General features: G+C 67.2%; 22 protein-coding genes. 5 read left to right on the top strand and 17 right to left on the bottom strand.

Annotation, left to right across the window (positions count from 1 at the left end; genetic code table 11):
* Positions 1–596: 596 nt before the first annotated feature.
* The 5 genes from ACE3Q6_RS09540 to ACE3Q6_RS09560 form a co-directional block, all read right to left on the bottom strand.
* Complete coding sequence (locus ACE3Q6_RS09540) at positions 597–1,208, bottom strand: TetR/AcrR family transcriptional regulator (protein ID WP_374431444.1); 612 nt, start codon at positions 1,206–1,208, stop codon at positions 597–599.
* Between the two features lie 19 nt (positions 1,209–1,227).
* Positions 1,228–1,677, bottom strand: coding sequence for a VOC family protein (locus tag ACE3Q6_RS09545; RefSeq protein WP_374431446.1), 450 nt, complete (start codon positions 1,675–1,677; stop codon positions 1,228–1,230).
* 15 nt (positions 1,678–1,692) lie between these two features.
* Complete coding sequence (locus tag ACE3Q6_RS09550; RefSeq protein WP_374431448.1) at positions 1,693–2,292, bottom strand: dihydrofolate reductase family protein; 600 nt, start codon at positions 2,290–2,292, stop codon at positions 1,693–1,695.
* Positions 2,293–2,775, bottom strand: a complete 483-nt coding sequence (locus ACE3Q6_RS09555; RefSeq protein ID WP_374431449.1) for a VOC family protein — start codon at positions 2,773–2,775, stop codon at positions 2,293–2,295.
* Positions 2,776–2,928: 153 nt separating this feature from the next.
* Positions 2,929–4,002 (bottom strand): P-loop NTPase, encoded by a 1,074-nt coding sequence (locus tag ACE3Q6_RS09560; protein WP_374431452.1) that lies wholly within the window; start codon positions 4,000–4,002, stop codon positions 2,929–2,931.
* A gap of 249 nt (positions 4,003–4,251) precedes the next feature.
* Between ACE3Q6_RS09560 and ACE3Q6_RS09565 the strand changes: the two genes are divergently transcribed.
* The 5 genes from ACE3Q6_RS09565 (at position 4,252) to ACE3Q6_RS09585 (ending at position 7,958) form a co-directional block, all read left to right on the top strand.
* Positions 4,252–4,374 carry a hypothetical protein gene (locus ACE3Q6_RS09565; protein ID WP_374431454.1) on the top strand — a complete coding sequence of 41 codons (123 nt, stop codon included), beginning with the start codon at positions 4,252–4,254 and terminating at the stop codon, positions 4,372–4,374.
* A complete protein-coding gene (locus ACE3Q6_RS09570) occupies positions 4,375–4,467 on the top strand; it encodes a hypothetical protein (RefSeq protein WP_374431572.1) in 93 nt (30 codons plus the stop codon).
* A 722-nt stretch (positions 4,468–5,189) separates the two neighbouring features.
* Positions 5,190–6,338, top strand: a complete 1,149-nt coding sequence (locus ACE3Q6_RS09575) for a benzoate/H(+) symporter BenE family transporter (RefSeq protein ID WP_374431456.1) — start codon at positions 5,190–5,192, stop codon at positions 6,336–6,338.
* Positions 6,339–6,541: 203 nt separating this feature from the next.
* A complete protein-coding gene (locus ACE3Q6_RS09580) occupies positions 6,542–7,408 on the top strand; it encodes an S-methyl-5'-thioadenosine phosphorylase (RefSeq protein ID WP_374431458.1) in 867 nt (288 codons plus the stop codon).
* 10 nt (positions 7,409–7,418) lie between these two features.
* The gene (locus ACE3Q6_RS09585; protein ID WP_374431460.1) at positions 7,419–7,958 is read left to right on the top strand and encodes an adenine phosphoribosyltransferase; all 540 of its coding nucleotides are present in this window, start codon (positions 7,419–7,421) and stop codon (positions 7,956–7,958) included.
* 278 nt (positions 7,959–8,236) lie between these two features.
* Here the strand turns inward: ACE3Q6_RS09585 and ACE3Q6_RS09590 are convergent, their stop codons facing one another.
* The 12 genes from ACE3Q6_RS09590 to coxB form a co-directional block, all read right to left on the bottom strand.
* The gene (locus ACE3Q6_RS09590; protein ID WP_374431462.1) at positions 8,237–9,646 is read right to left on the bottom strand and encodes an FAD-binding oxidoreductase; all 1,410 of its coding nucleotides are present in this window, start codon (positions 9,644–9,646) and stop codon (positions 8,237–8,239) included.
* A 47-nt stretch (positions 9,647–9,693) separates the two neighbouring features.
* Positions 9,694–10,494, bottom strand: coding sequence for an MBL fold metallo-hydrolase (locus ACE3Q6_RS09595; RefSeq protein WP_374431465.1), 801 nt, complete (start codon positions 10,492–10,494; stop codon positions 9,694–9,696).
* Between the two features lie 78 nt (positions 10,495–10,572).
* Positions 10,573–11,094, bottom strand: a complete 522-nt coding sequence (locus ACE3Q6_RS09600; protein WP_374431467.1) for a DUF1697 domain-containing protein — start codon at positions 11,092–11,094, stop codon at positions 10,573–10,575.
* 125 nt (positions 11,095–11,219) lie between these two features.
* Positions 11,220–11,804 (bottom strand): GNAT family N-acetyltransferase, encoded by a 585-nt coding sequence (locus ACE3Q6_RS09605; protein ID WP_374431470.1) that lies wholly within the window; start codon positions 11,802–11,804, stop codon positions 11,220–11,222.
* Positions 11,804–13,063 (bottom strand): M16 family metallopeptidase, encoded by a 1,260-nt coding sequence (locus tag ACE3Q6_RS09610; RefSeq protein ID WP_374431473.1) that lies wholly within the window; start codon positions 13,061–13,063, stop codon positions 11,804–11,806. The genes ACE3Q6_RS09605 and ACE3Q6_RS09610 overlap by 1 nt, the downstream gene beginning before the upstream one ends.
* Positions 13,064–13,181: 118 nt before the next feature.
* Entirely contained in the window at positions 13,182–14,570 is a 1,389-nt protein-coding gene (thrC, locus tag ACE3Q6_RS09615) for a threonine synthase (RefSeq protein ID WP_374431475.1), read from the bottom strand.
* 11 nt (positions 14,571–14,581) lie between these two features.
* The gene (locus tag ACE3Q6_RS09620; protein WP_374431477.1) at positions 14,582–15,250 is read right to left on the bottom strand and encodes an SURF1 family protein; all 669 of its coding nucleotides are present in this window, start codon (positions 15,248–15,250) and stop codon (positions 14,582–14,584) included.
* Positions 15,251–15,316: 66 nt separating this feature from the next.
* Complete coding sequence (locus tag ACE3Q6_RS09625) at positions 15,317–16,120, bottom strand: cytochrome c oxidase subunit 3 (protein ID WP_374431480.1); 804 nt, start codon at positions 16,118–16,120, stop codon at positions 15,317–15,319.
* A gap of 26 nt (positions 16,121–16,146) precedes the next feature.
* Complete coding sequence (locus ACE3Q6_RS09630) at positions 16,147–16,740, bottom strand: cytochrome c oxidase assembly protein (protein WP_374431481.1); 594 nt, start codon at positions 16,738–16,740, stop codon at positions 16,147–16,149.
* Positions 16,737–16,931: a hypothetical protein gene (locus ACE3Q6_RS09635; RefSeq protein ID WP_374431483.1), complete on the bottom strand. Its 195-nt coding sequence runs from the start codon at positions 16,929–16,931 to the stop codon at positions 16,737–16,739. The genes ACE3Q6_RS09630 and ACE3Q6_RS09635 overlap by 4 nt, the downstream gene beginning before the upstream one ends.
* 1 nt (position 16,932) lies before the next feature.
* Positions 16,933–17,877 (bottom strand): heme o synthase, encoded by a 945-nt coding sequence (cyoE, locus tag ACE3Q6_RS09640; RefSeq protein WP_374431487.1) that lies wholly within the window; start codon positions 17,875–17,877, stop codon positions 16,933–16,935.
* A gap of 69 nt (positions 17,878–17,946) precedes the next feature.
* On the bottom strand, positions 17,947–18,858 hold the full coding sequence (coxB, locus tag ACE3Q6_RS09645; RefSeq protein WP_374431490.1) for a cytochrome c oxidase subunit II: 912 nt from the start codon (positions 18,856–18,858) through the stop codon (positions 17,947–17,949).
* Positions 18,859–18,928: the final 70 nt, after the last annotated feature.

Consider the following 18,928-nt stretch of genomic DNA (forward strand, 5'->3'; position numbering starts at 1 on the left):
GTCGTGCCCGGGGCGATGAAATGAAAAAGGCGGATCGGGTTGCTGCCACTACCCGATCCGCCGCTGTCCCATCGCTGGGCGTCCAGCTACGCTTGCCACCTGGGGGAGATGCTCGCTTGCGCGCCGGATCTCTGTACGCCGATGAAAGGGGCTGCCTGTATGAAGCTGCCTTACGCCTGTTCGGGGTCTTTAGTCCGCCCCTGACTTTCACTTGCCCATCTCATCGTCGTGAGATGAACTTGCATGGGAATTCATGGGAAAGCAAGGGAAATGTTGGGCTTCGCGGGGAATATCTTGTTCCCAGGACCCCTGAAACGCAGCATCTTGTGCCGTTCTGAGCCCCGTGTATTCAATTTCTAGGCGGAAGCGCGCAAAGTCGCCGCTACATCTTGTGTCCGCCTCACCGCGGATGACAGTCCCGTGATCTTCCATGAGCCGTTGCGACCCGGGCGTGAACAGGGGCCAAGCCGTGGAAAGCCTGTCCATATCCCAGCGAATCTGCCTGAATCGGGGTGGATCGGACAGCAGTCAGCGGCCGTTTCCCACGATTTCCCGTGAACTGTGATTCGAAAAGCGCACCCGCGGGGCGCGCGGGGTCAGGCCCGGCCGAACAGCAGACGCAGGTAGCGTTCGAGGTGGTCGAAGGCCGCGCGCGCCGGGGCGGGGTCGTTCAGTGCCTTGGCCAGTATGATCCCGCCCTGGGTCGCCACCTGAAACTGCTGCGCAAGGCTCTCGGCCGTGACGCCCTGAACCGGGTGCCGCTCCAGCGCCGCCTGCAGGTGCGGCAGGACATGGGCAAACCCCGACCGGATACTCCGCTCGGCCGCTTCGCGGATCGGGGGAGAGCTTTCATAGGCCTCCTGCACCGTGGTCCCCGCCACACAGGTAAAGTCTGGCAGCGGCTGGCCCAGAAGCTCGCGCCGAAGGTCGATATAGGCGAAGACCCGGTCCAGCGGGTCGTCCTTCAGATTGTAGGGGTGGGCCGCGAACATCGCGCCGGTCATCGCCGTCCAGTCGTCGACCAGCGCGACGCCCAGCGCCTCCTTGCTGGCGAAGTGGTGGAAGAAGGCCCCCTTGGTCACCCCCGCGGCGGCGCAGAGATCGTCCACCGAGGTGGCGGCAAAGCCCTTGTGGCGGACAAGGCTTCGCGCGGCATCCAAGAGCCGCGCGCGCGCTTCGCCCCTGGGAACGCGGGCTGTCTTCGTCACTCTGTCACCACCTGGGCCATCAGCCCTTGTCCCAGAGCGAGGGATTGGGTGTCAACACCGCCCATAGGATGCCGTAAGGGTCCTTCACCATGCCCCAGTCGTCGCCCCAGGGCTGGCGGCCATAGGGGACCGCCACCGTGCAGCCCGCCGCCACGGCGCGGTCGAACCAGGCCTGCCCGTCCGGCACCACCAGTTGCAGATGCCCCCGCGCCATCGGCGGGCCTTCGGGCGAGCCTTCGCCCACATGGTCGGTGAGCATCAGCGCACCGCCGTTGATGTCGACCTGCAGGTGCATGTAGTGGCCGGGCCGGTCGGGCGTCTCCATCCGGCCGATGTCCTTGGCCGCGAAGGCGCGCGCATAGAAATCGGCTGCCTCGCCAGCCTTTCCGGCAAGGCTCAGGTAGGGGATCACGCCCTGCATGATCCGGTCCTCGGGGCGGTAGCGCTGGTTGGCTGGAATGTCGTTCATCTGGGTGCTCCCCCTTCAGAAGCTGCCGGTGCGCATCGCACCTGCGGGCTTGTAGGTTGATATGACGACGCCCTGGGGGGTCGCCTTGCTTGCGATCAAGGTCAGCTCGCTGGGCTGCACCTGGTCCGAGAAGATGCGCCTGCCGCGCCCGATCACGACTGGAAAGACAAGCAGCACGACCTCGTCAGCCAGGTGCTCGGCAATAAGAAGCGGCGTCAGGGTGGAACTGCCCCACACCACAAGGTCCGGACCGCCGGCCTCCTTGACGCGAGCGATGCCGGCGGGGATGTCCGTCCCAAGGCTTTCCGCAGGCCCCCACTCCAGGCTGTCCGGGCGGTGGGTTGCCACGAATTTCCGGGCGCCGTTCAGACTGTCGGCCATGGGTCCGGTCTGCTTCGGCCAGTAGCCCGCGAAGATGTCATAGGTCCTGCGGCCCAGCAGGAGGTCGAACCCCTGCCCCTGCGCCTTGTCGATGGCCATGCCCGCCTCGTGCCCGTGATGCGGATAGGCCCAGCCACCATGGTCGAAACCGCCAGACCTGTCCTCTTCCGGTCCGCCGGGGGCCTGGATCACGCCGTCGAGCGAGATGTGCTCGATGATCCGGACCGTCCGCATTTACGCGGCCTCCCGCGCGGCGGCTTCGACGGAGGCGATGTCGATCTTGCCCATCTGCATCACTGCGGCCAGCGCCCGCCCCGCCCGCGCCTTGTCCGGCGCGGTCATCAGGTCGTAGACGATCTGCGGCACAACCTGCCAAGACAGCCCGTAACGGTCCTTCAGCCAGCCGCAGGGACCGTGACTGCCACCGTCCGCGGCAAGCTTCTCCCAAAGCCGGTCGGTTTCCGCCTGGTCCGGTGTCAGGACCGAGACCGAGACACATTCCGACAGGGGGAACATCGGGCCGGCGTCAAGGATCTGGTAGGGCACCCCGTTCAGGCGGAAGTCGATCACCTCGAAGTGGCTGTTGCCGTCGGGCCCGCCGTTGTCGCTGGCGTAGCTGCTCTCGATCCGGCTTCCGGGGATCAGGCTGCAATAGAACTCTGCCGCCTCTCTCCCGCGGCCGTTGAACCAAAGCACCGTGCGAATGTCGTGGGTCATCTCGTTTCCTCCTGTTGCGGCGGGCCGTCCTCGCGACTCGCTGGCTATGGGACAATAATACCGACCAGTTGGTATGTAATCAACCGCGAATGCCGCGAGAAAGCAAAAACCCGCCACGGGGGCGGGTTTCTTGAGTGCGGCTGGATAGACCGCTCAGCCCATCCCGCCCGCGATCAGCCGGTCGGCCAGCGCCAGGTAAGGCGCTGCCAGCGGCCCGTCCGTCGCCGCGATGGGCGTGCCACTGTCGCCCGCGACCCGGACGTCCAGCGCCAGCGGCAATTCGCCCAGGAACGGCAAGTCCAACTTCCGCGCCTCAGCCGCCACGCCTCCGTGGCCGAAGATATGGCTCTCATGCCCGCAGTTCGGGCAGACGTAAGTGGACATGTTCTCCACCAGCCCCAGGACAGGGGTCTTCAGCTTCCCGAACATGTCCAGGGCCTTCCGCGCATCCAGCAGCGCCACGTCCTGTGGGGTGGAGACGACGATGGCCCCCGTCAGCTGGGTCCTCTGGCACAGCGTCAGCTGCACATCCCCCGTCCCCGGCGGCAGGTCGATGATCAGCACGTCGAGCTTGCCCCAGGCCACCTGCCCCAGAAGCTGCTGCAAGGCCCCCATCAGCATCGGCCCGCGCCAGACCACGGCCTCATCCTCCTTCAGCATCAGGCCGATCGACATCATGGTCACCCCGTGCGCGACGAGCGGCTCGATGGTCTTGCCATCCGGAGACGACGGCCGCCGGTTCACCCCCATCATCTTCGGCTGGCTCGGCCCATAGATATCGGCGTCCAGGAGGCCCACCTTCCGCCCCCGCCGCGCCAGGGCCACGGCGAGGTTCGAGGCCACCGTCGACTTTCCCACGCCCCCCTTGCCGGACGCCACCGCAATGATCCGGTCGATCCCCGAGATCCTTTGCGGGCCGCCAGCCTGAGGCGTCGGATGCTGCCCGATCTTCAGCGTGGGAGGCGCCGCCTTCGCCGCGGGCCCATGCGCCGTCATCACCACCTGCACCGAACTGACCCCCGGCACGGTCTTCAGCCTGGCCTCGGCCTCGGCCTGGGCCGCAGCCAGAGCGCGCGCCTCGTCGGGCGTCGCCGCCTCGATCACGAAGCGGATCGAACCCCCTTCGACCGAGAGCGCACGAATCAGATCGCGGCTGACCAGATCGCCTCCGCCGGGGTGCGCAACCCCCGCCAAGACGCCCATCACCTGGTCCCGATCCACCGCCATCGTTTCAACTCCGCTGAAGATTTGCACTAAGGTCGTAGCGTTTCAGCCGAAGGGCAAGGTCCGTTGACCATTTGCTCAAAAATTTGGCGAAGACCTTGGTAAATCATGACATTTCCGTGACCCCAGCCATGCATATGCTGCATGGCAGCATTGATTAGACCCGCTATTGTGCATCCGCAGCATGAGGTCCATGTTACCCCTAACAGCGCGACAGAACGTTGCTGACCGAACTGAAGAGGCTTGAGTGACATGGCATATGTGAACACCACCCGTATCGACCGCAAGGGCTTTGCTGACCGCCTGGCTTACGTGAAGGACGCCGTCCTGACCGCGATCAACCAGCGCCGCGTCTACAGCCGCACCGTGGCCTAACTGAATTCCCTTTCCGACCGCGAGCTGTCCGATCTCGGCATTTCGCGCCTCGGGATCACCGACATCGCCCGCGAGGCGGCGTACGGGAAGTAAGTCTTCGTCCGGATCCCTCTCCTCCTCCCCGGGACCCGAGACGACTGCGGCGATGCCCCCCTCCTCCCTGGCATTGCCGCCCTTACACGGGCCTTCGGGCTCAAGCTGATCGGGTGCCTCTCCTCCTCCCTGGCACCTGGTATGCGCGGCGGGGCCTCTCCTCCTCCCTGGCCCCCCGCGCCTCCTATCCCGCGGCCCCCTCCTCCTCCCGGGGCCCACGGACCTGCGACGGTGCCTCTCCTCCTCCCTGGCACCGTCGCCCCCTTTCCGGGCCGCAAAGGCTCAACGACATCGGGTGACCCACCCTCCTCCCGGGCACCTGGTACTGCGGCGGGACCAACCTCCTCCCTGGTTCCGCCGCGCAAATCATCCCGCGGACCCCTCCTCCTCCCTGGGGCCAGAAGGATCGCGGCGGTGTCCTCTCCTCCTCCCTGGACACCGCCGCCCCAGTTTCTGGACCGCAAAGGTCCAACACCATCGGGCGCCCACCCTCCTCCCGGGCTGCCTGACACGCGGCGGGGCCTCTCCTCCTCCCTGGCCCCGCCGCGCAAGCCTTCCGGGCCCCCGGCCCGACCCTCATCGGACGCCCCATCCTCCTCCCGGGGTGCGCCGATCTTCGCGGCGGCGCCTCTCCTCCTCCCTGGCGTCGCCGCCCTTTCCCCCTTGCAGCCGTCGAAGCCCCGCGCAAATGTCCCGCCGACGTTCGCCGTTCGGGAGCCCTGATGCGCGCCTCGGTCCTTTCCGCCGCCACCGTGGCCGCCCTCGTGGGATACGCCGCCTCGGTCGCGATCCTGCTGGCCGCCGCCACCGCGCTGGGGGCAACGCCCGAACAGACCGCAAGCTGGCTTCTTGCCATCAGCCTGGGGAAAGCCCTCGGCTCGGCGCTTCTGTCCTGGCAATCCCGGGTTCCCGTCGTGCTGGCCTGGTCGACGCCAGGGGCCGCCCTCATCGCCGCGACCGAAGGCATCAGCTTCGCCGAGGGCGTCGGAGCCTTCGTCGTGACCGGCCTCCTCATTGCTGCCACCGGCCTGATCCGGCCCTTGGGGGCGCTCGTCGCCCGCATCCCCGACGGCATCGCGGCCGGAATGCTGGCGGGGGTTCTCCTGCCCTTCTGCCTCAAGGGGGCGACGGCGGCCCAGTCCCTGCCCGCCCTCGTCCTGCCGATGGTCGCCGTCTTCCTGATCGTGCGCCTGTGGAACCCCGCGATGGCGACGCTGGCCGCCTTCGCCACGGGCATAATCCTGGCTCTCCTGACCGGGGCGGATCTCTCGGCCCTGCGCCTGACCATGCCGGAGCTGCACCTGACGATCCCCGACTTCCGCCCCGGCGTGATCCTCGGCCTCGCCCTGCCGCTTTACCTGGTGACCATGGCTTCGCAGAACCTGCCCGGCTTCGCCACGCTCCGCGCCGCGGGGTACGAGCCGCCCGTCTCTGCCGCGCTGACCACCACCGGCGCGATCTCCACCGTGACCGCCTTCTTCGGCGCGCATACGGTCAGCATGGCCGCGATCACGGCCGCGATCTGCCTTGGGCCGGATGTCCACCCGGAGAAGGAGAAACGCTGGATCGTCGGGCTGGCCTATGCCGGGGTCTGGGTGCTTCTGGGCCTGCTCAGTCCCACGGTCCTGCAGCTTCTGGCCGCCCTTCCCGCCCCCGTCGTCGCGGCCCTGGTGGCGCTTGCGCTTCTTGGCCCGCTGATGGGCGCCCTGACCGGTGCCTTCGCCCACCCCGACCAGCGCCTGCCGGCCACGCTGACCCTGGTGACCACGGCCTCGGGCATGGCCGCCTTCGGCATCGGGGCGGCCTTCTGGGGGCTGATGGTGGGGCTTCTCGCCTGGGGCCTTGAGCATGTGAAGTCCCGCCCGGCCTGAGGCACCGCAAGACTTTTCGAAAAGTCTTGCCAAAATCCTTCGAAGGATTTTGCCCCCGGCGGACCCGCGCGGCCAATCCCTAACACTTCCCTAACGGAAAATCGCAACCCATTGAAAACCAAGCCATCGCGGCGTTTGTCCACCGTGGACACAATCCGCGCGCCCGGCTATTCTCCGCCCCGACCAACCCCAGGGAGCCCCCCATGCAGACCATGCTCGGCGTGATCGGAGGATCGGGGGTCTACCAGTTGGGCGACCTCGAAGGAGCCAGCTGGGTGAAGGTGAAGACCCCTTGGGGCAAGCCCTCGGACGAGATCCTGGTCGGCCGCCTGAACGGCCTTCCCGTGGCCTTCCTCCCCCGACACGGACGGGGCCACGTCCACTCCCCCACCTCGGTCCCCTACCACGCCAACATCGACGCCCTGAAGCGGCTCGGCTGCACCGACATCCTCGCCGTCTCGGCTGTGGGGTCCCTTCGGGAGGAGTTCGAACCCGGCCACTTCGTCCTCGTCGACCAGTACATCGACCGCACCACCCAGCGCGCGCCGAGCTTCTTCGGTCCGGGCTGCGTCGCCCATGTCAGCCTCGCCGACCCCACCTGCCCCCGCCTTGGAGCGCTCGCAGTCCAGGCCGCCCGCGAGGAAGGGCTGACCGTCCACACCGGAGCGACCTACCTGTCGATGGAAGGCCCCCAGTTCTCCACCCGCGCGGAAAGCCGGATGTACCGGACCTGGGGCGCCGACGTGATCGGGATGACCGGCTTCTCCGAAGCCCGCCTCGCCCGCGAGGCCGAGCTTTGCTACGCTTCCCTCGCGATGGTCACCGACTACGACTGCTGGCACGACAGCCACGGCGCGGTGGACGTCGCCCAGGTGATCGCCGTGGTCCAGGCGAACGCCGCCGCCGCCCGGGGTCTGGTCGCGCGCTTGCCCGCCCTCATGGACGCGGACCGCGCACCCTGCCCCCACGGCTGCGACCGGGCGCTTTCCCACGCCATCATGACCGCCCCCGACAAGCGCGACCCAGAGGTTCTGGCGAAACTCGACGCGATCGCGGCCCGTGTTCTTTGAAGGACCCAGCATGACCCCCAGAAAGACCGTCAAGGACTACATCCGCACCATCGTCGACTTCCCGCACGAAGGCATCCTCTTCCGCGACGTGACCACCCTTTTCGCCGACCCGCGCGGCTTCCGGATGTGCGTGGACCAGCTTCTTGCCCCCTATGCCGGGATGCGGATCGACAAGGTCGTGGGGCTCGAGGCGCGGGGCTTCATCTTGGGCGGGGCCGTCGCTCACCAGCTTTCCACGGGCTTCGTCCCGATCCGCAAGAAGGGCAAACTCCCCGGCCAGACCATCTCCCAGGCCTACACGCTGGAATACGGCGAGGCCGTGGTCGAGGTCCATGACGACGCCATGCAGGCGGGCGAGAAGATCCTGCTGGTCGACGACCTTCTTGCGACGGGCGGCACGGCCGAGGCCGGGATCCGGCTGATCGAGCGTCTTGGTGCCGAGGTCATCGGCTGCGCCTTCGTCGTGGACCTGCCGGACCTCGGCGGCCGGAAGAAGCTCGAGGCGATGGGGATGGACGTCCACGCGCTGTGCGAGTTCGAGGGGCTCTGACGGCGCGGCCGGCCCGGAGTTTTCGAAAACTCCGGACCGATTTCTTCGAAGAAATCGGCGCGGCGCACGGTGAGGCGGGGTCGCGTTAACCGTAAGATAAGAGAATCACCCTAGAACAGGCTTTGTCAGGGCTACCCACCCTGACCGCGCTGCTACCCACAGCGTGACCCACACACCCCCCAAAGCACCCCGTCGCAGGTTCCCTGCGGCGGGGATGTTTGTTTTCTGCCCCTGCGACGCCCTAGCGAGGAGGGACGCAGTCCACGACGCGCCGCCCGTCAGCCCAGGACCGCGCCCGGATTCATGATCCCCGCCGGGTCCAGCGCCGCCTTGATCGCCCGCATCGCCGCAAGCTTCCCCGGGTCCGCATAGCGCGCAAGGTCTGCAACCTTCAGCCGTCCCACGCCATGCTCGGCCGCAACGGACCCGCCCAGCGAATGCACCAGGTCATGCACCACCCGCTTCACCTCGTCCCGGACCGCGTCGTGCTCGGCCTTCGCGTGCCCCCGTTCGGGAAAGACGTTCCAGTGCAGGTTCCCGTCGCCGAGATGCCCGAAGCAGTTCACCCGGAAGGCCCCGAGCCCCGCAATCGCGCGCGGCGCTTCCGCGATGAACCCGGGTATGGCCGACAGCGGCAAGGAAATGTCATGGCTCGACACCGCCCCAACCTTGCGGTTCGCCAAGGGGATCGTCTCGCGCAGAGACCAGATCGCCGCGGCTTGCGCTTCAGAGGTGGCGATCACCCCATCGCTCACCAGTTCCGCCTCGGCCCCGGCCTCGTAGAGCCCTGCCATCGTCACCTCAGGCTCCAGTCCCGCGGGCAGTTCCAGTTCCAGCAGAACCAGCCACTCCGGCACCGGATCGAAGGGGGCGCGCAGGTCGAAGCCGGTCTCTGCCAGAAAGTCGAAACCCGTCCGGTGGATCAGCTCGAAGGCCGAGACCATTCCCGCCGCCCGCTCGCCACACAGCGCCAGAAGGTCCAGCGCGGAGGAGGGCGAGGGCACAGCCAGCAGCGCCACCACCCGCGCCGCTGCTTGCGGGAAAAGCTTCAGGCTTGCTGCCGTGATGATCCCCAGCGTCCCCTCGGAGCCGATCAGCAGGTGCCGCAGGTCGTAGCCTGCATTGTCCTTCCGCAGCCGCGTCAGCCCGTTGAAGATGGTCCCATCGGGCAGCACCGCCTCCAGCCCCAGGCACAAGTCGCGCGCATTGCCGTAGCGGAGCACCGCCGTCCCCCCGGCATTGGCCGCGAGGTTTCCCCCGATCCGGCAACTGCCCTCGGACGCCAATGACAGCGGGAAGAACCGCCCGACCTTCGCCCCTTCGGCCTGCACATCGGCCAGCACCATGCCCGCCTCGACCACCATCGCGTTTTCCTCGGGCCAGATCCCGCGCAAGGCGGTCATCCGCTCGAGGGACAAAAGCACGGGCGCCGGTCCCGAGGCGAGGATCTGCCCGCCGACCAGGCCAGTCCCCCCGCTGACCGGCACGACGCCCACCCGCGCGACTGCAGAGGCCCGCACCAGGGCCGCCACTTCGCCCGTGGTCCGGGGCCGCGCGAGCACGCCCGCCGTGCCGGTCCAGCGCCCGCGCGGCTCCTCAAGGTGGCGCGGCTCGGGCGCGGACAGGGTTCCGTCCGGCACCAGGGACGCCAGATGGGCGACGAAGGCGGGATCGCAAGGGTTCAGCATCGGCTTTGGCTCCTTCCCCCCTTGGTAGCGCGGGGGGCAAGGTCCCGCTAGTCGATATAGGCCGGCTCCAGCACCATCACCGTGGGCTCGGACGGCAGGTCGTCCAGCGACAGTGCAACCTGCGCGCCGCCGGTTTCCACCACGGTGAACTGGCCCGACATCTCGGCCAGGAAGGCGTCCAGCGAGGACCGGCTGAACCAGTGCATCGGGATCACCACGCTGGACCGCAGGCGCTGGACCACGCCCGCCATGTCCTGAAGCCGCATCGTATAGCCGCCGTCCACCGGCACCATCACCACATCCAGCCGCCCGATCGCCGCATACTGCTCGTCCGAGGGGATCTGGTGCAGGTGCCCGAGGTGGCCGATGCAAAGCCCCCCGGCCTCGAAGATGAAGATCGAATTGCCATCCCGCCGCGCGCCTTCGCCGAACGGTCCCCGCGTGTCGGTCGTCACGTTGCGGACCAGCATCGCGCCCAGGTCCAGCCGGTGATCCGCCGCCGCCGCCCCCTCGCCCCAGCCTTGCAGCACATGGGGGATGCGTGGATCGGGCGCGGCGGTCCAATGCGTCGAATGGGCGTTGTTCATCGTCACCACGTCCGGCACCAGGTCCGCGGTGCCGAGGTAGCCCGTGTAATCCGTCACCGCCACCGTGCCATCCGCCGTGACGATGGCAAAGCTCGCGTGGTCGATGTAGCGGATCAGGACGCTGTCGGGCTCCAGCCCCTCCTCCAGCGCCACCGGGACGACCGAGGGCTCGGCCTCCGCCACGGCGATGCAATGCGACGGGATGCGCTCCTGCGCCAGGGCGGGGGCGGCAAGCAGGGTCAGGGCAAGCGTCAGGCGCATGGGGACCTCCCGTGGGTTGCGGGAAGGGTAACCCGGATTGCCCTTGCGTCACGCGCCGGGGCGATCACGGATGCGCGATCAGGCCAACATCGCCCGGAGTGCTTCAAGGGTGCGCAGATTCCGGGCGGTCATGGGCTGAGGCAAGAGGCGCGGCAACTTCTCGGCCAGCTTCGAGCTGCCATAGCCCCCCGGCGTATGCAGCGTGAAACGGCACGGCCCGATGTGCCAGCCATCCCTCGGCAAGGCAAGAGCCCGCAGCGCAGCCTCGTCGGGACTGGGGGTCTTGCGCAGAAAACAGACATGGACGCGCGCGGGGTCGGCACCGGCGAAGGGATGTTCGGTCGCCGCCGCCACAAGGTCGTCCGCCCCCAGGACGAAGGTCTCCGGCGCGAAGCCGAAGCGCGCGGCCACGGCATCGCGGATCGCCGCCTCCAGCTTCACTGCGGAGAGCTCGCTTTCGAAGACCGCATTTCCCGACTGGATGTAGGTCCGCACCGCGCTCAGCCCCAAGCCAGCCAACAGCTCCCGGAACTCCGCCATCGGCAGCCGCCCCGCGCCCGAGACGTTCACCCCGCGCAGCAAGGCCACCCAAACGCCCATGCTTTCACCTGGCTCCAAATATCCCCGCCGGAGGCAAACCCGAGCGGTTTTGCGTCCTTCACGCAAAAGCGCGAGACAAAAGGCTCGCGCCGCAAGGCGCTCCTTTAGAAAACCGCCCGAACCCGTCAGCCGACGTCGGTCCGCCCGCGCCGGTCGCCCCGGAGGTTGGCGTAAAGCACGTGGTTGCGCCAGCGTCCGTTGATCTGCAGATAGCTTTGCGCCACGCCCTCGTACTTGAAGCCGCATTTCTCCAAGACCCCGCGCGAGGCGGTGTTCTCGGGCAGGCAGGCGGCCTCGAGTCGGCTGAGGTCCATCCGGGTGAAGGCGTGGTGGGTCAGCGCCAGGATCGCCTCGCGCATGTAGCCCTGCCGCGCGAAAGGTTCGCCGATCCAGTAGCCGAAGGTGCCGGTCTGCGACGGCCCGCGGCGGATGTTGTCCAGCGTCAGCGCACCCAGGAGCTGCTGGTCGTCGCGCCGGATGAGCAACATGGGCAGCGCCTGGCCCTGGGATTCGGCGCGCTGCGCCCAGTAGACGCGGTTGGTGAAGGACCGCCGGGTGAGGTGGTCGTTCGACCAGACCGGCTCCCACTTGATCAGGAACTCTGCCGAAGCCTCGCGCAGCTCGGACCATTGCCGCCAGTCGCCATGTTCGGGAAGCCGCAGCGTCATCCGCTCGGTCTCGACCCGGACACGGCGCTTCAGGCCCAGCATCAGCCGGCAAGCCCCTTGCGGACCTCTTCGATGCCCGGAGCGCTTGCCACCGGGCCATAGATCGCCAGCGCGGAGCGCGCGGCCGTAAGCTCGGCCGCATAGCCGCGCACGGCGCCCGTGTTGACCGCATCGATCTTTGCAACCGCCTCGGCCACATCCGGCACCCGGCCCCAGATCGACAGCAGCCGCGCATTGCGTTCCGCCCGTGACGACGGGCTTTCCAGGCCCATCAGAAGCCCGGCCCGCAACTGAGCGCGGGCCCGCGCCACTTCTGCCTCGCCCATGTCGTCGGCCGCCCGCTTCAGCTCGGCGATGGTCAGCTGGGTCAACTCGCCGATCTCGGCCTCGGAGGTACCGGCATAGATGGTGATCTGCCCGGTGTCCTCATAGGCCGAGGTCTGGGCATAGATGGAATAGCACAGGCCCCGGTCCTCACGGATCTTCTGGAACAGGCGCGAGGACATGCCCCCGCCCATCGCCGTCGCATAGACCTGCGCGGTGTAAACCTTGTCGTCGCGGTAGCCCGGCGCTTCGAATTGCAGCGCGAAATGGACCTGCTCCAGGTCCTTGACCTCGCGCCGCTCGCCGCCGACGAAGCGGGCGGGTTCGACCTTCGAGCCCCCCACCGGCTTCAGGCCGCCGAAGATCCGCTCCGCGGCCGCGACGATGGCGTCGTGGTCGACGCCGCCCGCGGCCGAGAGGATCATCTGATCCGGCCCGTAATGCGCGCCGGTGAAGCCTTCGAAGTCGGCCTTCTTGAACGAAGCGACCCGTTCCTCCGGCCCCAGGATCGTGCGGCCGAAGGGCTGGTCGGGGTAGCTGACTTCATGCAGCCAGTCGAAGATGATGTCGTCGGGGGTGTCCAGCGCCTGGCCGATCTCCTGCAGGATGACGTGGCGCTCGGTCTCGATGTCGGCCTTGCGGAACAGCGGGTTCAGCACGATGTCCGCGATCACGTCCAGCGCCATGAGCACGTCCTGGCTCAGCACGCGCGCATAGTAGGCGGTCATCTCGCGGCTGGTGTAGGCGTTGATGTAGCCGCCCACATCCTCGATCTCTTCGGCGATGCGCAGGGCCGACCGGCGCCGGGTGCCCTTGAAGGCCATGTGCTCCAGAAAGTGCGCGATCCCGTTCTGCTCCGGCGTCTCATGCCGCCCCCCCGCCTCGACCCAGAGGCCGACAGAGGCGGATTGCAGCCCCGGCATCGCCTCGGTGACGATGCGGAAGCCGTTGGGCAGGGTGTGAAGCTTCTGGGTCAAGATCGGTCCGTGGCGCTGGTCTGGTCGCAAGGTTCTATCGTCCCGCTGTCCAAGGCGAAAGAGGGGCGTCGCAGGGAGTGGCCACGGTCAGAAGGACGCCGCAACACGGGCGAGCCGGTCACCGGCGCGCGATCCCGTCGCGGACCACCGCCTGCAGCGCGGCCAGGTCGTTCGGCACCCGGCTCATGCGTTCCGGCCGATCGAAGAGATCCGCCATGTGCGGCGGAAGGCCGGGGCGGACGCCGGTCGCGCGCTGCACCGCATCGGGGAACTTTGCCGGATGCGCCGTGGCCAGCGTGATCATCGGCGCGGCCCCCAGATGTTCCTCTGCCACCTTCACGCCGACAGCGGAATGCGGGCAGAGCAGCTCTCCCGTCGTCTTCCAGTGCCGCGCGATGACGGCCAGCGTCTCGTCCTCGTCGCAGCGACCCGAGGAGAAGGTCCCGCGCAGCGCCTCGATGGCACCCTGGCTGATGCGGAAACCTCCGGCCTTCATCTCGGCCATGAGCTGCGCCACGGCGGACCCGTCGCGGCCATAGGCGTCGAAAAGCGCGCGTTCGAAGTTCGAGGAGACCTGGATGTCCATCGACGGGCTGATCGAGGGCTTCACGCCGTTCGTCCGGTAGTCGCCCGACTTCAGCGCGCGGTCGAGGATGTCGTTCTGGTTCGTCGCGATCACCAGCTTGTCGATCGGAAGGCCCATCTTCTTGGCGATGTAGCCCGCGAAGATGTCGCCGAAGTTGCCAGTCGGCACGGTGAAGCTGACCTCGCGGTGCGGCGCGCCAAGGGCGGTCCCGGCGTAGAAGTAATAGACCACCTGCGCCAGCACGCGCGCCCAGTTGATGCTGTTCACCCCGGCCAGCCGCACCCCGTCGCGGAAGGCGAAGTCGTTGAACATGTCCTTCACGCGGGCCTGCGCGTCGTCGAAATCGCCGTCGATGGCCAGCGCATGGACATTCGCCTCGGAGGGCGTGGTCATCTGCCGCCGCTGCACGTCCGACACCCGGCCATGCGGGAAGAGGATGAACACATCCACGTTGGCGAGGCCCCGGAACGCCTCCATCGCCGCACTTCCAGTGTCCCCGGAGGTCGCCCCGACGATGGTGATCCGCTCCCCCGTCTTGGCCAGCGCCGCCTGCATCATCTGCCCGATGAGCTGCATGGCGAAGTCCTTGAAGGCCAGCGTCGGGCCGTGGAACAGCTCCAAGAGGAAATGGTTCGACCCGAGCTGCACCATCGGCGCGCGGGCGGCGTGGTGGAAGCCTTCATACGCCTTGGCAATCAGGCCCTTGAATTCGTCGTCGGTGAAGAAGCCGCCCAGGTAGGGCCGCATCACCTTGAATGCGACCTCCTCATACGGAGCGCCCGCCAGCGCCGCGATCTCGGCCTTGGTCAGCACCGGGATGGTCTCTGGCACGTAAAGGCCGCCGTCGCGGGCGAGGCCCGTCATCATCGCCTCGCCGAAGCCAAGGACCGGGGCCGCGCCGCGGGTGGATACGTAGTGCATGGTCATCGCCTTCAAACCTTCCGCGTCCTGATACGCCACAGGAGGAACAGTGTCATCCCCGCCCAGGTAGCGGCCAGCAGGAACCACTGGATCGCATAGCCCCAATGGTTGTTCGGTATACCCGAGGTATCCACGGGCATCGGCGCGATCCCGTCACCGGTTGGCTCACGCGCGACAATTAATGTCGGTTCGGTATTCAGCTTGGCCGCCATCGCCGGCACGTCGCGCGCGAACCACAGGCCCGTCCTTTCATCCGGCGGCGGGGTCGAACTGCCGGTATCGGCCGGCCAGTGCAGGTTGCCCGCCACTGTCGCCTCATGCGGAGGACGTGGCACCGCCCGAGCCTCTTCCTCGACGAACCCGCGCTGGACCATGATGCGGCGGCCGTTTGCCAGCTGAAACGCCTCGATCACCATGACGCCGGGGCTTGCCCCCTTCTGGCCCGCAAGGACCTCGAGGTATTCGCCGGTGAAGCGGCCCTCGGCCAGGACAGCCTGAAACTTGTCGCGCCCCTCCTCGGGAACGTCGGGCAGCGGCACCGGAGCATTGGCGATCCGCGCCTCCATCTCGTCCAGGTAGACGCGCTTCTCCTCCATCCGGTCCAGCTGCCAGAAGCCGAGGCTTGTCAGGACAGCGACCCCGATGACGCCCATCAGGACAGGAAAAAGGTAACGGCGCATGAGCTATCCCGGAAATGAAAGCGCAGGCCCGAAGGCCCGCGCTTGTTGGTCAGGTCGGGGGCTGGATCAGCCCTGACCCCAGACGTAGATCGCGGCGAAGAGGAACAGCCAGACCACGTCGACGAAGTGCCAGTACCAGGCGGCGGCCTCGAAGCCCACGTGCTTCTCGGGGGTGAAGTGGCCCTTCAGCGCGCGGATGAGGCAGACGGTCAGGAAGATCGTGCCGATGATCACGTGGAAGCCGTGGAAGCCCGTCGCCATGAAGAAGGTCGCGCCGTAGATGTTGCCGGCGAAGCCGAAGGCGGCGTGGCTGTATTCGTAGGCCTGCATCGCGGTGAAGATCACGCCCAGGCCGATCGCGATGATCAGACCGTTGACCAGGTCCTTGCGGTTGTTTTCATGGACCAGCGCGTGGTGTGCCCAGGTCGCCGCGCAGCCCGACAGAAGCAGGATCAGCGTGTTGATGAAGGGCAGGTGCCAGGGGTCGAAGGTCTCGATCCCGGCGGGGGGCCAGACGCCGTCGACGGCCGGAGACTGCGGCCCCATCGGATACAGGCGGTGCTTGAAGAAGGTCCAGAACCAGGCCGAGAAGAACATCACCTCGGACATGATGAACAGGATGAAGCCGTAGCGCAGGCCCAGGCGCACGACCGGGGTGTGGTCGCCCACGCGGCTTTCGTGCACCACTTCCGCCCACCACGCGTACATGACGTACAGGACGCCGGCGAGGCCGATCAGCCCCAGCCAGGGGCCCGAGCCGTGCATCCACAGGACCGAGCCGAACAGCATGACGAAGGCAGCGACCGCCGCGAAGAACGGCCAGATCGACGGGGGCAGGACGTGGTAATCGTGGTTCTTTGCGTGTGCCATTCCGGCGGTTCCCTCGTTGACTTTTCTCAGTTCACCGCGGCTCGGTCGGCCGCAGCGGGTGTTTCCAGCGCCGCCTGTTCTTCGGGCAGCGGGGTTTCGTGGAAGGTATAGCTCAGCACGATCTCGTGCACAAACTGGCCCTCCGGATCGTCGACCATCGCCGGATCGACGAAATAGCTCACCGGCATCAGCACCGTCTCGCCCGGCTGCAGCACCTGTTCGGTGAAGCAGAAGCATTCGATCTTGGTGAAATAGCCGCCGGCCGCATAGGGATAGACGTTGAAGCTGGCAGTGCCCGCCACCGGACGGTCGGTCGGGTTGTGTGCCTCGTAGAAGGCAAGGCCAGTCTCGCCGATCCGGATCTCGACCGAGCGTTCGACCGGCTTGAAGGTCCAGGGCATCCCCTGTTCCAGCGAGGCGTCGAAGCGCACCTTAACCGTCTGGTCGAGGATCACGTCCGACCCGGTCTCGGCCACCGAGGTGGTGCCGCCGAAGCCCGTCACGCGGCAGAACCAGTCGTAGAAGGGGACGGCCGCGAAGGAGAGCGACGCCATGGTGACCACGACGCCCACCAGTTGCACCGCAGTGCGCTTTGGTCCCTGCAGGTTCGGGAAGATCACGGTTGAGCCTCCTCTTTCGGGAGCATGGCGGGTTGATAGGTGTGGTCGTAGCCCTGCAGCGGCTCGCCGCGCTGAACCTTCACCACCGTCAGCGCGAAGACCAGCACGACGAAGGCCACCAGTGTGAGGCCAAGGCCGAGGTTCCGGCCGAAGCGACGCTTGTGCAGGTCATGTTCGGGGCGGAAAGTCATCTCACCAGCCCCCCAGGCCCGCGGATTTCAGCGCCAGTTCCACGAGGAATGCGGCGAAATGCAGGAAGAGGTACAGAAGCGAGAACCGGAAGAAGGCCTTCTCGACGGCGTATTTGTCCGCCTCGGCCATCGCCTCGTCCCGCCGCCAGATCCGGACCGCGCCGATCACGAACCAGGCGTTCAGCACCACCGCAACCGCCAGCGTGAACGGCCCCCCGATCGAGGTCACCGCCGCGCCCAGCGCCACGGGGACCAGCAGCAGCGTATAGGCCAGGATATGCGCCCGCGTGGCCTTGCGGCCGTGGGTCACGGTCAGCATCGGCACGCCCGCGGTGTGGTAATCTTCCTTCATGAACAGAGCCAGCGCCCAGAAGTGGGGCGGCGTCCACATGAAGATCAGCGCGAACATCAGGAACGCCTCGACCGAGACCGATCCCGTGGCGCAGACCCAGCCGATCATGGGCGGGAAGGCGCCCGCCGCGCCGCCGATGACGATGTTCTGCGGGGTCGAGCGCTTGAGCCACATCGAATAGACGACGGCGTAGAAGAAGATCGTGAAGGCCAGAAGCGCCGCGGCGACCCAGTTCGTGGCCAGCCACAGCATCACCACGCTGATCCCCGACAGCGCCAGCCCCACGGCCAGCGCCTCGCCCGCCTGGACCTTGCCGGCCGGGACCGGACGGCGCGCGGTGCGCTTCATCACCGCGTCGATGTCGGCGTCCCACCACATGTTAAGCGCCCCGGAGGCCCCTGCCCCCAGCGCGATGAACAGGATCGCCGAGAAGGCCTCGACCGGGTGCAGCCCGACGGGCGCGACCAGAAGGCCGACCAGAGCGGTGAACACGACCAGCGACATCACGCGCGGCTTCAGAAGCTGCACGTAGTCGCCGAACCCCGGCTCATACGGGGTGGCAGTCGCGCCCTGATATGCGGTGGTATCGCTCATTCTCGTTCCGTTTCATTCGAACGGGCCCGGCCTTCCGGCCAAGCCCCGCCCGGTAAACTGGCCGAAGGCTCAGTTGTTCGCGGCGACCTGGGTCTCGCCCGGCTGGGCCACGTGGGACAGCTGGACGTCGCCGGCCTTGGCCTTCTCCAGCCACTGGGCATAGGCCGCTTCCGACACGACCTTCACGGTGATCGGCATGTAGGCATGCATCTGCCCGCAGATTTCCGAGCACTGGCCGAAGAAGATGCCTTCCTGGTCGGCCTTGAACCACAGCGCGGCGGTGCGGCCCGGCACGGCATCCTGCATCACGCCGAAAGCCGGGATCTTCCAGGAGTGGATCACGTCCGTGGCGGTGACCTGCACCACGACGACCTTGCCCACGGGCACGACGACGGCGGTGTCGGTCGCCAGCAGGAACTGCTCTTTCGAGTAGCCGGCCGCCTGCAGCTGCGCCTCGACTTCGGGGGTCAGCATGTTGGCGCCGCCGGTCGCGGGCGAACCGATCATGTAGCTGTCGAACGCGATGCCCTCATCCACGTATTCATAGGACCAGTACCACTGGTTGCCGGTGGCCTTGATGGTGACCTCGCCCACGGGAATTTCCTGCTGCTTGAACAGAACCGGCAGCGAGAAGGCCCCGATGAAGACCAGGATGACGATCGGGATCAGCGTCCATGCCACTTCCAGCGGGCTGTTGTGGGTGAAGCGGGCGGGCGTCGGGTTGGCGCGGCGGTTGAAGCGGACGATCGTGTAGATCAGCAGCGCCGTCACGAAGACCACGATGGCCCCGATGATGTAGTTGATCATCGTGTCAAGCCAGACGATGTCATGCTTCAGCTCGGTCGCCGAAGGCTGGAAGTCGATCCCGCCAGGCTGGGGCTGACCGATTATTTCCAAGGCCTGCTGCGCAAGGGCCTGGCCCGCCAAGAATGTGGTCATCCCTGCTGCGGCGATCCCGCCGATCACGTTCGAAAGACGCATGGTTTTGTTCCCGTTCACGTCGCGGCTTGGCGCCGCTTTCATGGAACCCCGACCAAAGGGTCAGAATCCC

The sequence above is a fragment of the Tabrizicola sp. genome (assembly GCF_041913445.1).
Classification (GTDB): domain Bacteria; phylum Pseudomonadota; class Alphaproteobacteria; order Rhodobacterales; family Rhodobacteraceae; genus Tabrizicola.